Below are 15,355 nucleotides of genomic sequence, written 5' to 3' on the forward strand. Positions count from 1 at the left end.
TTGCACTCACCAAAAAACGCAGAAAATGGTTCGTCGGAATTTGGGATTACCCCATAGACTTATCTCAAAAAATTTCAACTGCGTGATTTGGGTTTAAAATAAATCACCAAAGGAAAGTAATGTAAATTTTGCTTTATTTTCCAAACAAATGCCTCTAAAAAGCTAAACACTTTTTAGAGGCATTTTATTGTATTTTTGCATTTTATCTAAAATTCTTTTTTCAGGAATTTTCCGGTAAGGCTTTTTTTAGACTTTATTATTTCTTCGGGAGTTCCTTGTGCGACGATTTGTCCACCATGTTTACCGCCTTCAGGTCCTACATCTATAATATAATCTGCCATTTTTATTACGTCCATATTGTGTTCAATAATAATAAATGAATTCCCTAAATCTACCAACTGATTAATGGCATCCATAAGTATTTTTACATCTTCAAAATGAAGTCCAGTTGTGGGTTCATCTAAAATATAAAGCGTATTTCCGGTCTGTCTTTTAGAAAGTTCAGTTGCCAGTTTTATGCGTTGGGCTTCTCCTCCAGAAAGCGTTGTAGATTGCTGACCTAAAGTTATATATCCTAAACCAACATCGTTTAAAGTTTTAACCTTTGCAAAAATTTTCGGAATGGGCTGAAAGAAATCAACTGCTTCATCTATTGTCATTTCCAAAACATCCGAAATAGATTTTCCTTTATATCTTACCTCCAGTGTTTCTCTGTTAAAACGTTTTCCATTACAGGTTTCACAATGAACATAAACATCTGGTAAAAAATTCATTTCAATGACTTTTAGACCTCCACCCTGACAAGTTTCGCATCTTCCACCTTTTACGTTAAAAGAAAACCTTCCCGGCTTATATCCTCGAATTTTAGATTCTGGTAATTCAGCAAAGAGATTTCTTATGTCTGTAAACATTCCTGTATAAGTTGCAGGGTTAGATCTTGGAGTTCTTCCGATAGGAGTTTGGTCTACATCTACAATTTTATCGATATTTTCAAGACCTTCAATTTTCTTGTATGGCAAAGGTTCCTGAACAGCTCTGTAAAAATGTTTGTTTAGAATAGGATATAAAGTACCATTAATTAATGAAGATTTTCCACTTCCTGAAATACCGGATACTACAACCAATTTTCCTAAAGGAATATCGAGAGTAACATTTTTCAGATTATTTCCTGTAGCACCTTTTAGAACGATATTTTTACCGTTTCCTTTACGTCTTTCAGCAGGAATTTCTATTTTTCTCTTTCCGTTGATATATTGGGCAGTAATCGTATCTGCATTCACTAAATCTTTCGGTTTTCCCTGCCACAGAATCTCACCTCCAAATTTTCCGGCTCTTGGACCTACATCCAAAACTTCATCGGCTTCCAAAATCATGTCTTTATCATGTTCCACAACCAACACAGAATTTCCAATATCGCGGAGATTTTTTAATGAATTAATCAATCTTTCATTATCTCTTTGATGAAGCCCGATACTGGGTTCATCCAAAATATACAAAACATTCACAAGTTGAGAACCAATCTGAGTAGCCAGTCGAATTCTCTGAGATTCTCCTCCCGAAAGTGTTTTAGAGCTTCTGCTTAGACTTAAATAATCTAAACCGACATCTAATAAAAACTGAAGTCTGGTTTCAATTTCCTTTAAAATTTCATGAGCGATGATGGCATTTTTTTCTGAAAACTTATTTTTGACATCCGCTAACCAATCTTTTAGATCAGATAAACTTAATGCATTAATTTCAGCAATGTTTTTACCATCTATTTTAAAACTTAGACTTCCAGGTTGAAGTCGTGTTCCTTTACATTCAGGGCAAGTTTCTTCGGTAGTAAAATGTCTTTCCAGTAAAATAGCTTCGTAAGATTCTCTTTCTTCAATCATTTCTTCCATAAATGGAATAAGACCGTCAAAACTAATTTTTATTTTTTTTGTAATTCCGGCATATTTCAAGTCTTTATTAAACTCTTTATGACAGCCATTGTAAATATAATCTAAAGCTTCTTTAGGAATATCTTTGAAAGACGTAGTTAAATCTAGACCAAAAATCTCTAGAATATTTTTAATTTGAGAAAGAATGTATTTATTAGATTTTATATCTTCAAGAGGCAATAAACCACCTTGGTTAATCGATAATTTATCATTTTCAACAAAATAATCTGAATTTATTTTCTTGATAGTTCCTAAACCTTTACAATTCGGGCAGCTTCCTTTCGGAGAGTTGAAAGAAAAAGTATTAGGTTCAGGTAATGCCAATGAATGACCTGTTTCCGCATCCATTAAATTTTTAGAAAAATATTCGATATCGCTGCTTCCTAATTTCTGAATTCCTATTAAACCCTCTCCCATTTCCATGGCTGTACGCAAAGACTTTTCCATTCTTGCTTCGGAAGCACTTTCTCCAATAATCCAGCGGTCGATTACAATATCGATATCGTGAGTTTTGTAGCGGTCTAGCTTTAAATCATATTCAATATCCTGCAACTCGCCATCAATTCTGGCTTGTCCGTATCCTTTTTTAGCCATTTGTACGAAAAGTTCATGATAATGTCCTTTTCTAGAGCGAACAACAGGTGCCATCAGCATGATTTTTTCACCTTTATAATTTTCTTTAATGGTTTCAAGAATCTGTTCTTCGGTATAGCTTACCAGTTTTTTTCCGGTTGTTTGAGAATAGGCGTCAGAAACTCTTGCAAAAAGCAGACGAAGAAAATCATACAGTTCGGTAACAGTTCCTACTGTAGAACGAGGATTTTTATTCGTCGTTTTTTGCTCAATAGCAATTACAGGAGATAATCCTTCAATTTTATCGACATCCGGACGTTCTAAACCTCCTAAAAACTGTCTTGCATAGGCAGAAAAAGTTTCTATGTATCTTCTCTGTCCTTCAGCAAAAATAGTATCGAACGCAAGTGAAGATTTTCCGCTACCAGAAAGCCCGGTAATTACTACCAGTTCGTTTCTCGGAATTTTTACATTGATGTTTTTAAGATTATGTTCACGGGCACCGTAAACTTCTATATATTCTGTTGATTTACTCATAATTTGGTGTGATTTTACCAGAAAATCACGCTGTGCAAAATTACGGAATTTATGGTAATTTCAGCATCAAAGTTTCTGGGAATTATTTGTCTATAAAACGCTCATTTTTAAAACAAATTTCAATCCAAATAAACCTTTAAAAAACAAAAAAGCCGGAAAAATCCGGCTTCAATTATATATTGTAGATGTTCTTAAACAGTTTCCATAACATGGTTTACCAGAACTCTCCATCCAAAAGAATCGTCAGAAAGATTGGTCTGTAAATTCACCAAATCGTTTTTAAGTGTTACTGCATAGCTTTCTTCATCGGACAATCTTGGCAATTCTAACTTTTCTCCATTGTATCCTAAAGCTTGGAAAACAGTTGTAACAACAGCAGTTCCTACTCCCCAAACTTCCTTCAGAGTTCCATTTTTTTGAGCTTCAATAACTTCTTTTACTTTTACTGGCTCAATTTTCACTTCTATTCCTCTTTTTTTAGCAAGCTGAATGAAACTGTCTCTTGTAACACCATCAAGAATTTTCTCAGAAGTCGGAGGCGTAAAAATCGTATCGTTAATTCTTACAAAAACGTTCATAGTTCCACTTTCCTCAAAATATTCGTGTGTAGCATCATCGGTCCAGATAATTTGCTCATAACCTTCTTCTATTGCCAATTGTGTTGGATAAAAAGATGCCGCATAATTCCCTGCTGCCTTTGCAGATCCTACTCCACCGTTTGCTGCTCTAGAATAGTGATCTGAAATTTTCACAGAAACCGGTTCTGTATAATACATTTTTGCTGGTGTTGCAACAATTGCAAACATATATTTGTTGGCTACTCTGGCTTTTAAAGCTTCTTCAGTTGCGAATATTAAAGGTCTTATGTATAAAGACATTCCTTCACCTTGCGGAATCCAAGCTCTATCTACATCTACTAAAGCTTTTAACCCTTCAATAAACATTTCTTGTGTAACTTCAGGCATTGCAAGACGCTTAGCAGATTTGTTGATACGTTCAAAATTCTTTTCAGGTCTGAAAAGGAAAACCTGTCCATCTTTGTCTTTGTAGGCTTTCATACCTTCAAAACACGCTTGTCCGTAATTTACTCCCATCATGGCAGGTGTAAATGGTAGAGGACCGTAAGGAACCAATTTTACTTCTCCCCATTTTCCGTTTTCATACTCGCAGATGATCATGTGATCGATGAAAGTATTTCCAAAAGAAAAGTTGTTAGGATCGAAAGTAGAAATTCTGGAGTTTTCAGTTTTTTGAATTATCATTTTTAAAATTTTTTATGATGTTCTACAAATTTAATATAATTTTTTAAATATAAAAATTTTAGGTTAAATTTGAAAAAAAAATAGCTTGAAAAGAGAGATTAAAACCACCAATGATGGCAGTAAAACACTGTTTATAAATGATTTAAATGAAAACTATCATTCTCATCACGGTGCATTACAAGAGGCAAAACATGTGTTTATTAAAAATGGATTAAATTTGATTTATGATTACGAAATCAACATTTTAGAACTCGGTTTTGGAACAGGTTTGAATGTTTTAGTAACAATTGATGAATATTTAAAAACTGACAAAAATCATATCATAAATTATTTTTCTCTTGAAAAGTATCCCATAAATGAATCTGAAATAGAAGATTTGGCATATTTTGAATTATTTGATAACGCAGAATTAAAGAATATTTATCAGAAAATTCATCATAGTGAATGGGAAAAAAATATTGAAATTACCGAAGGCTTTAACCTGAAGAAAATTAATTGTGACTTTTTCGATCTTGCAAATATTGAATTACCCGCAATTAACCTTGTTTACTTCGACTGTTTCGGAGCTCGAGTACAGCCAGATTTATGGGAAAAACCTCTTTTCGAAATGGTTGCAGATAAAATGACGCAAAACGGACTGTTAACAACTTATTCATCTAAAGGAAGTGTGAGAAGAATTTTACAGGACCTCAATTTTAAAGTTGAGAAAAAAGATGGGCCTCCTGGTAAAAGAGAAATGATTAATGCGATTAAGCTTTAAAAACATTGCTTATCTCATAATCTGTTCATCTAAAATTTACTTACATTAGCTAAACAAAATAGTTATTATGATTAACAGTTTTAACATTAGAGTGTATGCTTGCGTAGTTAAAGATAAAAAAGTTCTTACGCTTTTTGAAGAGTATGCAGGAGAACCATTAATGAAATTTCCCGGTGGCGGTTTGGAATTTGGAGAAGGCTTGAAAGAATGCCTTAAAAGAGAATTTGCAGAGGAACTGAATGTAGATGTTGAAATAGGAGAACACTTTTATACTCAGGAAGATTTTTTAGTCTCAAGATTTAGAGATAATGAGCAGTTGCTTACGATATATTACTTAGTAAATATCGTGAACGAAGAAGATTTCATTATTCTTGATCCTTGTATAGAAAAAGCAGAATGGCTATCTATAGACCAGCCCGAAAACCCGTTTTCATTACCAATTGATAGAATAGTTTTTGATAAGCTGAAACAAAAATTCCTGTAGAAATCTACAGGAATTTTTGTTATCTCGAAACTTTAAAATCTTTTGCTCCCGGATATGGTTCTAAATAACCAGAATTCCAGTTCGACTGAAGTAAAGACTCTAAAAATTCATCTGTTCTGTTTTTATGTGGATTATATTGGTCTTTCAGATCTATATCTGCCATTTTTCCTTTTAAATTCCACCAGAAAGCACTCCATCCGCCACGCAATTCTTTAATAATTTCAAAAACATTTTTTCCGGTAGCACGATTCATTAATTTTGCGAAAACCTGTCCTTCCGTAGTAGTAAGATCTCTTAACTGTTTTTCGTACTGATCTGCAAGCATATTTTGTCGGTCTCTTACGTATTTGCGTTTTGCCGCAGAATCCATATTGCTCATTTCAATATTAATATCTCTGTATTGTTGTAAAGCTGTTAAAAAAAGCGGATATACACGATATAATTTTTTATTCAGAAAATAATAGTAATTTTTATCCAACTGATTGTTAAATCTCGGTTTGTTGAGCAACGTAAGCTCATCCATCACCACTACGGTTTCCCCATTTATTTCGTAAATTTTTGCTTTTTGTCTTTCATCATAATAATATTTGTTTCCAAATTCGTCTTTCTGAAGCTGATCTTGAGGATACTGATCTAAAGACTTAGTAATCACAGAATCTTTCTGCCCGAAGAAGTGTGCACCTAAAAACATGAGAAAAAGGCAGATAATTTTATGAAATTTCATTATTTTTACAGGTATTAATAACAAAATTCATTAACAAAAATCATTCCTTTCTTATGAAATTTGAAAAGAAATCGATGAAATTCCTGGAAAAATACCTTAATACATCATCTCCAACAGGTTATGAACACGAAGGGCAAAAAATCTGGATGGATTACATCACTCCATACGTAGACAAAGTAGAAGTAGATCATTACGGAACCTGCTACGGCATCATCAATCCCGAAGCTGAGTTTAAAGTAGTTATAGAAGCCCATGCTGATGAAATTTCTTGGTATGTAAATTATATTACCGATGATGGTTTAATTTACGTCATTAGAAACGGTGGATCAGATCAAACGATTGCACCTTCAAAAACAGTAAGTATTCATGGTGAAAAAGGCATTGTAAAAGGTGTTTTCGGATGGCCTGCGATTCATACAAGAAGCAATAATCAGAATGAACCTACTCCAAAAATCGAAAACATATTTATAGATTGCGGCGCTACCTCTAAAGAAGAAGTTGAAGAGCTTGGAATTTTCGTAGGATGTATGATTACCTATCCGGACGAATTTTTTGAAATGAATGACCGATATTTTGTGTGCAGAGCTTTAGATAACAGAATCGGAGGATTTATGATTGCCGAAGTTGCAAGACTTTTAAAAGAAAACAAAAAATCTATTCCTTTTGGTCTTTACATAACCAATTCTGTACAGGAAGAAGTGGGCTTATACGGAGCAGATATGATTGCCGATACCATTAAACCCAATATTGCTATTGTTACAGACGTTACCCACGATACCACAACTCCAATGATTGAGAAAAAGAAAGAAGGAGACCAAAAATGTGGCAACGGACCGGTAGTTTTCTTTGCCCCAAGTGTACATCATAAAGTTCGGGAACTTATTATAGAAACTGCAAAAAACAAAAAAATACCTTATCAACGTGCTGCAGCGAGCAGAGCAACCGGAACAGATACCGATGCTTTTGCTCATTCTAACGGTGGCGTTCCAAGTGCTTTGATTTCCTTACCTTTGCGATATATGCATACAACGGTAGAGATGGTTTCTAAAGAAGATGTTTCTAATGTTATAAAACTTATCTATGAAACACTTCTGAAAATTACTCCGGAAATGAAATTAAAGTATCATTAAATAAGCTAAAAACATTTAAGCAAAAGTAAAATGAAAACAAAGCTAATTGCTCCTTCCCTTTTGGCTGCAGATTTTGGGAATCTGCAAAGAGATATTGAAATGGTTAACAACTCTCAGGCAGATTGGTTGCATATCGATATAATGGATGGAAGATTCGTCCCTAATATTTCTTATGGTTTCCCCGTAATGAAAACTGTACAGCAACACAGCAAGAAATTTGTAGATGTACATCTCATGATTGTAGAGCCCGATAAATACGTAGATGAATTCATAGATCATGGAGCCGACCTTATTTCTGTACATTATGAAGCTTGCACTCATCTACACAGAACTATTCATCATATCCAAAGTAGAGGTATAAAAGCGGGCGTAGTTCTTAACCCTTCTACTCCTGTCTTAATGTTAGAAGATATTATTGCTGATGTTGATTTGGTTCTCTTAATGAGCGTAAACCCCGGGTTTGGTGGACAAAAATTCATAGAAAATACCTACAAAAAAATTGCAGAAACCAAAGATCTTATTTTAAGCAATAACTCTACAGCACTTATTGAAGTTGACGGAGGTGTTAATTTGGAAAATGCAGCAAAACTTTTCGAAGCCGGTGCAGATGTTCTTGTTGCAGGAAATGCGGTCTTCTCCGCAGAGTCTCCTGAACGTACCATCGAACTTATGAAGGTTTAAGAAATAAAACTCATAAAAAGTCCGCTTTGCATTTTGTAAAGCGGACTTTTATTAACTAAATAACGTTTAGAATTCAATTAATCTGTTTTTAAATTATTTGCTAAAATTTAAAAATAATTCAAAACTATTTTGAAATTCGGCTAGACAAAAAGAAGCCGTCTCACAAGCGAGGCGATTTTTTTTATTTAAAAGCATTTGTGAGATTGATATGTGTTTTACGTATTTATTTGACAATCAATTATATATTAGGTTAAGACATTATAATCAAAATCAGTTGGTTTTGTTTCCTCATACTTTTGAGGATTTAATTTTCCGGGAACACCCTGTCCGCATTGTAAATGATGTTTTAGAAAAGGTCAATATTTTCCAATTATTAACCGCCTACCGCAGAGAAGGTAATCAGAGTTACCATCCGGTAATGATGCTCAAAGTAATGGTTTTTGCGTATATGGAAAACATGAAAAATAGAAAATGCAATGCGTTAAAATGTGCTTTTTATGTGGCTTTCCAATATGAATATTGTCGATCATAATACTATAGCACGATTCAGAAGTCAAAAATTGTAGATCGCTTTCAAGGATATTTTGACAGAAGTGATTTTGCTTTTGGCAGAAGAAGGCCTGATTACTTTAAAGCAGGTATACACAGATGGTACAAAGATAGAAGCACAAGCCAACCGTGATACTTTTGTTTGGGGAAAATCCATCAAAACCAATAAAGAAAAAATTCTGAAACAGCTCGAAGAACTTTGGACTTATGCCCAAAGCATCGCTTCGGATGAAGATAAAGACCCGAAACCGCCGGAATTTAAAGAAATCAGTAAAGAAAAAATTCAAAAAACGGTAGAGAGCATCAACCAAAAACTATCTGGAATAACCACTTGTGATCAAGGAAAAACCAAAGCAAAAGCGAAGCTGAATTATATCAAAAAAACTTTGAGAAAAATTTTGAAAAGTATGATCTGCAGGAGGAAATTTTGAAAGAAAGAGGCTCTTACAGCAAGACCGATACGGATGTAACCTTTATGAGAATGAAACCGAAGGCTCGCGAATTCTATTAAAAAATAAAAAAAAATAATGAGCAATGAGGATCACATGAAAAGCGGACAGCTCAAGCGCGCTTACAATGTGCAGATCTCTACAGAGAATCAATTTATTCACAATTCACGCTTCATCAAACCACCAACGATACTACGACTTTAGCTTCGCATTTGGGAAAATATTGGTGAAGAAAAATTCTCGGAAATAGAGTCTTTGACTGCTGATGCAGGCTACGGAAGTGAAAGAAAACTACGAACTTTTGAAGCAAAATAATATTGAAGGCTTTGTAAAGTATAACACCTTTGATAAAGAACAGTACCGGTCTTATCATAACAAACACAAAACCTTTAGCAAAGAGCATTTGTATTACAATCGGGAGCAAGATTTTTATGTTTGTCAGATGGGGCAAAGAATTGAAAAAAAGTATGAAATTACCACCAAAACGAAAAATGGTTTTATACAGAAACAATCATTTTAAAAATGAATCAAAAAAAATCAATCCAAAAGTTCAATAAAAAAACCGCCTCACAGAAAATGGAGACGGCTTCTTTTGATTTCAATTTAAAATAAATTCACTTAAAATTCTTTTAGGTATGTTACGAATATAAAATTTCACCCCATTTATCCGTTATTTAAACACTTTTTTTTTGCTTTTCAATTTAAATCTTAAATTTGTGACTTAGGTTTATCAGACAATGAATTCAAAACAGCAATTTATAAGTGAATCAATAGAAGCAAAAGAAGTTTACCTTCCTCATCTTTCTGCGGATCCTGTTATTTTTGGTTTTGATAAAAATGAATTAAAAGTTCTTCTTATCAAAATGAATTACCGAAAAAAATGGTTTCTTCCCGGTGGTTTTATTGATAAAAATCTAGACCTTGATGAAGCCATTAAAAAAATACTCGCAAAAAGAGCGGGTCTTACCAATATTTTTGTTGAAGAATTCGGCGTTTTTGGTAAAATAAATAGAAGTGAATCTTATTTTGAAGATTTTGATGAATCTCTCTTTCAAAAACAGAGATTTATAACAATTGGCTATTATGCACTCTATAATCCAGAAAAAATCCATCCAATTCCTGATGAACTTACGGAAGCCTGCGAATGGTTTTATCTCAGTCAGCTCAACGAGGTAGATTTAGGAATGGATCACCGTGAAATTATTGAAAAAGCATTATTAACTTTAAGAGAAAAAATTTCTATAAAACCAATCGGGTACAATCTTTTGCCGGAAAAATTTACACTTACAGAATTGCAGAAACTTTATGAAGCTATTTTAGGAAAAGAGCTTAATAGAGGGAATTTTTACAGGAAAATAAAAAATCTGGGAATCCTCAATAAACTGGATGAACAAAGAAGAGGCGGTGCACATAAAGCTCCGGACCTCTACTCTTTCGATGAAGAAAAATATACCGAAGCACTTAAAAACGGACTTAACAGCTGGTAAAAAAAACTTCTTTTTGAAAATTTTCAAAAAGAAGTTTTTTTAGTAAGATATTCGAATAATTATACTTTCATAATCTCAGCTTCTTTCACTTTAAGATGATCGTCGCAAAGTTTTACGTATTTATCGGTAAGTACTTGGATATCTGCTTCAATATTTTTAATAAGATCTTCAGAAACTCCTTCAAGTTTTTTAAGATCTTTCAATCCGTTTTGTCTAGCGTTTCTTACAACAACTTTTGTATCATCTGCTTCTACTTTTGCTTGTTTTGCAAGATCTCTTCTTCTTTCTTCGGTTAAAGGCGGAACATTCAGAATAATATTTTCACCATTATTTGAAGGTGCAAATCCTAAGTTTGAATTGATAATTGCTTTTTCTATTGCTCCAATCGCTGTTCTGTCCCAAGGCTGAATAGAAATTGTCATGGCATCCGGAACAGATATATTGGCAACCTGATTAATTGGTGTAGGAGCTCCGTAATATTCTACCATTACATCCTGAACCATTGTTGTAGAAGCTCTACCAGCTCTGATTTTTTGAAATGCATGATCCAAATGCTTAAGAGCAGCTTCCATATCATGCTTTACAGATTCTACGATAAGATCTAATTCTTCCATTATGATAATAAAATTTGATAAATTACACATCTGATTTTTGATAAGTAATGTCTAAAACTTAATATAAAATACCTAAATTGTTATATTTAAGTTTTTCAGTATCGGTACAAAGACTAATTACAAATCAACTAATGTTCCAATATTTTCTCCTTCCACAATTTTAAGAAGGTTTCCATCTTTATTCATATCGAATACAATGATGGGAAGTTTATTTTCGTGGCTCAAAGTAAAGGCAGTCATATCCATTACTTTAAGATTTTTTTCATAAACCTGATCAAAAGTAAGTGAGTTATATTTTACTGCATTTTCATTCTTTTCAGGATCGCTGTCGTAAATTCCGTCAACTCTTGTTCCTTTCAGAATAACATCCGCATCAATTTCAATAGCCCTTAATGTTGCAGCGGTATCGGTTGTAAAATAAGGATTTCCGGTTCCTGCCCCGAAGATAACTACCCTACCTTTTTCTAAATGTCTTACTGCTTTTCTTTTAATAAATGGTTCCGCCACTTTATCCATTTCAATGGCAGACTGTAGTCTTGTTTTAATTCCTGCATCTTCCAAAGCTCCCTGCAATGCCATACCGTTGATAACTGTGGCAAGCATACCCATATAATCTCCCTGAACCCTATCCATTCCCTTAGCTGCTCCTGCAACACCACGGAAAATGTTTCCGCCTCCAATAACAATGGCAACTTCACAACCTGAGTCTACTACTTTTTTAATTTCGTGGGCATACTCGGTAAGACGATCATTATCTATACCGTATTGTCTGTTTCCCATTAATGCTTCACCGCTCAGTTTAAGAAGGATTCTTTTATATTTCATTTTAAATTCTAAAAATTTATTTCAGATAAATTCGTCTGAAAAATTAACTCTGCAAATATAATCATTATAAATATTGAAAAAAGAAAAATATTTGTAGATAAATATTGATATAAATATTTTGATACCTAGCAAAAAGAATTATTTTTGCATTAATTATATACTGATTTGAAGAAATTATTACTATTTCCACTATTTCTTTCAGGAATTGTTTCGTTTGCACAGAACGGAACAAATGTTTATCCTTTTCTAAATATCCCTGTTTCAGCAAGACAGGCAGCTTTAGGCGGAGATGTTATCAGCATTAGAGATCAGGATGTTTCTTTTGCCATTGCAAACCCCGCATTATTGAATAAGGATTCTCATAACCAGCTTTCTGTAAATGCAACAGCTTATCTTGCAGATTCTAAATACGGGTCAATTGCATACGCCAGAGATCTTGATAACGGACACATGGTAACCCTTAATGCTAGATATATGAATTACGGAAATATCCCCAGAACTGACGAAAGTGGTTTCGAAATGGGCGAATTTTCGGCTTCAGATGTTGCTGTGGGTGCAGCTTATGCTTTTCAGTTTGAAGAAGACTGGACAATTGGTGGAGGATTGAATTTTATTACTTCAAAAATAGATACTTATACTTCTTCTGCAATCTCAGGAACTGCGGGGATTACCTATCATAGTAAAATAAATAAAGAAGTCGCTTCTGTTGTTCTCCGTAACTTTGGCTATCAATTGAAATCTTTTAATGGAGAAAGAGAAAACCTTCCCTTCAGAATAGATTTGGGTTACACAAAAATTTTAAAGAATTTTCCTCTTGCCGTAACTTTAACTGCTCACGATTTGCAGAAATTTGATATTTCTTCAGATTATAATATCAACGATCAGAAAATTGGATTCGGAAGAAAAATTGCCGACCACTTTTCTCTAGGAGCAGAACTTTTCCCGGAAAGAAACTTCAATATCAGATTGGGATATAACGTTAGACGAGGAAGTGAACTTGCTGTTTTGGATCAAAGAAATTTTTCCGGAATTTCAGGAGGTTTTGGTATTAAGGTTTCCAGATTTAGAGTAGATTATGCACATGTTCGTTATCATAATGCTTCTAACGTAAATCAGATTGGGATTTCTATAGATCTTAACCCACGCCACGCAGATTAACATCATTATAAACATAAACAATACTTGATTTTTTCATAAAAATTCTTGAAATTTGTATTATGAAAAAACCGGTAATTGCCATAGACGGCTACTCTTCTACAGGAAAAAGTTCTATATCTAAGATTATTGCAGAAAAACTTGGGATTGTTCATCTGGATACGGGTGCTTTATATCGTGGGATCACTTGGTTTGCTTTGCAGAATTGCCTTGATAAGGAAGGCGAGATAGATTTAAATAAACTTTTCAATTCTTTGCAGTCCATTAAGCTCGAATTTAAAAGAGAAGATGATGAGCTGGTTTTATATGTAAATGAAATTAATGTTTCAAAAGAAATAAGAACGGCTGAAGTTTCAGACCATGTAAGTTTAATTGCTAAACAGAAAGAAGTAAGAGATTTTTTACTGGAAACACAAAGGTCGATTGCCAGAAACGAAGGAGTTATTATGGATGGAAGAGATATCGGAACGGTAGTGCTTCCCACAGCAGATTTTAAGTTTTTTCTTACTGCAAGTATTGAAGAACGTACCAAAAGAAGATATGAAGAACTTCTTTCATTAGGTTTGCCGGCAGATAGAAATCAGGTGAAAGAAAATTTAATCGAAAGAGACCGCATCGATAGTGAAAGAGAAATTTCACCGCTAAAAAAAGCAGACGATGCAATTGAGATAGACAACTCCAACCTAACAAAATCTCAAACCATTGAAGCAATTTTGTATCATTTGAAAAAAATTAACGATTTTTATTAATTATTAAAACTAATTGGTATGTTAATTGCAATTTTACTTAACAGATAACTATTATACTAACAATTAAAAAACAAAAAATGTCTAAAAAAAATAATACAGCAGGTATTTTAGCAGGGCTTTTAGCAGGTGCTGCGGCAGGTGTCGTTTTAGGAATGCTTTATGCTCCTGAAGAGGGTAAAGAAACAAGAAAAAAAATTAAGAATAAGGCGGATGATCTTAAAGATCAGGCTAAAAATAAATACGGAGAAGTTTCTGAAAAAGTAAAGGATCAATACCAGAATATTTCTTCAACTTTTAAAGAAACAGCAAACAATGTAGCCCATACAGTAAAAGATGGTTACGATAAATACAAAGACCAAATTGTATCTAAAACTACAGATATGGTAAAAGATGTAGAGTCTGGTTTGAATGATCTAAAAAATTAATATTTAATTTTAAATTAAATAATAAAAAGGAACTTTTGTAAATGAGTTCCTTTTTTTATAACTTTAAAAAAATAAAAGGATGATTGAAACTATAAAAGAATATGCATCTAAAAGAATAGATCTGCTGAAAATTGAAGCAACAGAAAAATCTTCTATTTCTGCAGGAGTTATTGCCTATCTCGTTATTTTGCTGGTAGCTTTTGGCTTTTTTATCATTCTTTTTAATTTTGGCTTAGCCTTTCTTGTAGGAAAAGCTCTTAATGATAATTCGCTGGGATTTCTTATCATTGCAGGATTTTATATGCTTATCATGATTATTGTTGTGGTTTTCAAGAAAAAAATTGTTAAGATGGTAGCGAATAAAGTAATTGAATTTTTAAATCAGTAAACTATGGGGAGAAACTACGAAAGTCTGGAGGAACTCAAAAGAAAAAAGAAACTCCTGAAAGAAGAAATTAATGATTTGGAGGCTCTTCTTACCTTTAAAAATACCAAAGAAAGTTTGAGTGCTTTTACCAATGGTCTTACAGATCAGTATTTGCAGGAAAAAGTAGATGACGATGGAGAAGAAAAAACAGTATTGAGAAAAGACGTTATTGCCAAACAAATTACGTCTGAAGTAAAAGATCTTTTTCTAAGTAAAAATACCGCCATGGGAATTGCAGGAAGTGCAATGAAAGGTGACGCAATAGATGCAGTTGTAAAACTTGCTGTAACGGCTTTTGTTGCCAATTATGCAAAGAAAAATTTCCGAAGTTCTAACTGGAAAAAGAAAATGTTGGGTGCTGCACTCATCTATGTTGCACCAATGGCACTAAAATTTGTCCGTAAAAAATTGGAAGCTTATCAAAAATCTAAAAGTGTTTCCAGCATGGAACAGCTTATATAATTCTTTTTGGGTGTTTTAGAGTTGTTAATTTTTGTAGTTTAAATAAGGTTTATTAGTCAAAAATAGTTGGTAAAATTCTTTGTACTACTGATTGTTACTGATGATATAGAAAGTTTATTGAACTTTGTTTCAATAAA

17 protein-coding genes are annotated in these 15,355 nt (G+C 33.4%); 12 read left to right on the forward strand and 5 right to left on the reverse strand.

What is annotated here, in order from left to right; translation table 11 throughout:
• Positions 1-206: 206 nt before the first annotated feature.
• Entirely contained in the window at positions 207-3,035 is a 2,829-nt protein-coding gene (uvrA, locus tag IV513_RS12920) for an excinuclease ABC subunit UvrA (RefSeq protein ID WP_209390983.1), read from the reverse strand.
• A gap of 191 nt (positions 3,036-3,226) precedes the next feature.
• Complete coding sequence (locus IV513_RS12925; protein WP_209390984.1) at positions 3,227-4,297, reverse strand: branched-chain amino acid aminotransferase; 1,071 nt, start codon at positions 4,295-4,297, stop codon at positions 3,227-3,229.
• An 85-nt stretch (positions 4,298-4,382) separates the two neighbouring features.
• Here IV513_RS12925 and mnmD point away from each other — a divergent pair, with 85 nt between their 5' ends.
• Together mnmD and IV513_RS12935 are read left to right on the forward strand one after the other, a co-directional pair.
• Positions 4,383-5,057 (forward strand): tRNA (5-methylaminomethyl-2-thiouridine)(34)-methyltransferase MnmD, encoded by a 675-nt coding sequence (gene mnmD / locus IV513_RS12930; protein WP_209390985.1) that lies wholly within the window; start codon positions 4,383-4,385, stop codon positions 5,055-5,057.
• 67 nt (positions 5,058-5,124) lie between these two features.
• The gene (locus IV513_RS12935; protein WP_209390986.1) at positions 5,125-5,541 is read left to right on the forward strand and encodes an NUDIX domain-containing protein; all 417 of its coding nucleotides are present in this window, start codon (positions 5,125-5,127) and stop codon (positions 5,539-5,541) included.
• A gap of 19 nt (positions 5,542-5,560) precedes the next feature.
• Here the strand turns inward: IV513_RS12935 and IV513_RS12940 are convergent, their stop codons facing one another.
• Complete coding sequence (locus tag IV513_RS12940) at positions 5,561-6,265, reverse strand: DUF4294 domain-containing protein (RefSeq protein ID WP_209390987.1); 705 nt, start codon at positions 6,263-6,265, stop codon at positions 5,561-5,563.
• Between the two features lie 53 nt (positions 6,266-6,318).
• Between IV513_RS12940 and IV513_RS12945 the strand changes: the two genes are divergently transcribed.
• The 5 genes from IV513_RS12945 (at position 6,319) to IV513_RS12965 (ending at position 10,561) form a co-directional block, all read left to right on the forward strand.
• Positions 6,319-7,395 carry a M42 family metallopeptidase gene (locus IV513_RS12945; RefSeq protein WP_209390988.1) on the forward strand — a complete coding sequence of 359 codons (1,077 nt, stop codon included), beginning with the start codon at positions 6,319-6,321 and terminating at the stop codon, positions 7,393-7,395.
• A gap of 30 nt (positions 7,396-7,425) precedes the next feature.
• On the forward strand, positions 7,426-8,076 hold the full coding sequence (rpe, locus tag IV513_RS12950) for a ribulose-phosphate 3-epimerase (RefSeq protein ID WP_209390989.1): 651 nt from the start codon (positions 7,426-7,428) through the stop codon (positions 8,074-8,076).
• A 584-nt stretch (positions 8,077-8,660) separates the two neighbouring features.
• Entirely contained in the window at positions 8,661-9,056 is a 396-nt protein-coding gene (locus tag IV513_RS12955; protein ID WP_209390990.1) for a hypothetical protein, read from the forward strand.
• A 283-nt stretch (positions 9,057-9,339) separates the two neighbouring features.
• Entirely contained in the window at positions 9,340-9,594 is a 255-nt protein-coding gene (locus tag IV513_RS12960) for a hypothetical protein (RefSeq protein WP_209390991.1), read from the forward strand.
• Between the two features lie 217 nt (positions 9,595-9,811).
• Positions 9,812-10,561: an NUDIX domain-containing protein gene (locus tag IV513_RS12965; protein ID WP_209390992.1), complete on the forward strand. Its 750-nt coding sequence runs from the start codon at positions 9,812-9,814 to the stop codon at positions 10,559-10,561.
• 59 nt (positions 10,562-10,620) lie between these two features.
• Here the strand turns inward: IV513_RS12965 and frr are convergent, their stop codons facing one another.
• A complete protein-coding gene (gene frr / locus IV513_RS12970) occupies positions 10,621-11,175 on the reverse strand; it encodes a ribosome recycling factor (RefSeq protein ID WP_209390993.1) in 555 nt (184 codons plus the stop codon).
• A gap of 117 nt (positions 11,176-11,292) precedes the next feature.
• Positions 11,293-12,000, reverse strand: coding sequence for a UMP kinase (gene pyrH / locus IV513_RS12975; RefSeq protein WP_209390994.1), 708 nt, complete (start codon positions 11,998-12,000; stop codon positions 11,293-11,295).
• 165 nt (positions 12,001-12,165) lie between these two features.
• Between pyrH and porQ the strand changes: the two genes are divergently transcribed.
• The 5 genes from porQ to IV513_RS13000 all read left to right on the forward strand — a co-directional run bounded on the left by porQ (position 12,166) and on the right by IV513_RS13000 (position 15,218).
• A complete protein-coding gene (porQ, locus tag IV513_RS12980; RefSeq protein ID WP_209390995.1) occupies positions 12,166-13,158 on the forward strand; it encodes a type IX secretion system protein PorQ in 993 nt (330 codons plus the stop codon).
• 59 nt (positions 13,159-13,217) lie between these two features.
• The gene (gene cmk / locus IV513_RS12985; RefSeq protein WP_209390996.1) at positions 13,218-13,904 is read left to right on the forward strand and encodes a (d)CMP kinase; all 687 of its coding nucleotides are present in this window, start codon (positions 13,218-13,220) and stop codon (positions 13,902-13,904) included.
• 77 nt (positions 13,905-13,981) lie between these two features.
• Positions 13,982-14,329 (forward strand): YtxH domain-containing protein, encoded by a 348-nt coding sequence (locus IV513_RS12990; RefSeq protein WP_209390997.1) that lies wholly within the window; start codon positions 13,982-13,984, stop codon positions 14,327-14,329.
• 79 nt (positions 14,330-14,408) lie between these two features.
• Complete coding sequence (locus IV513_RS12995; RefSeq protein WP_209390998.1) at positions 14,409-14,717, forward strand: phage holin family protein; 309 nt, start codon at positions 14,409-14,411, stop codon at positions 14,715-14,717.
• Positions 14,718-14,720: 3 nt separating this feature from the next.
• Positions 14,721-15,218, forward strand: a complete 498-nt coding sequence (locus IV513_RS13000; RefSeq protein ID WP_209390999.1) for a phosphoribosyl-ATP pyrophosphatase — start codon at positions 14,721-14,723, stop codon at positions 15,216-15,218.
• Positions 15,219-15,355: the final 137 nt, after the last annotated feature.

Source organism: Chryseobacterium sp. RR2-3-20 (assembly GCF_017808115.1).
Taxonomy (GTDB): Bacteria; Bacteroidota; Bacteroidia; order Flavobacteriales; family Weeksellaceae; genus Chryseobacterium; species Chryseobacterium oryzae.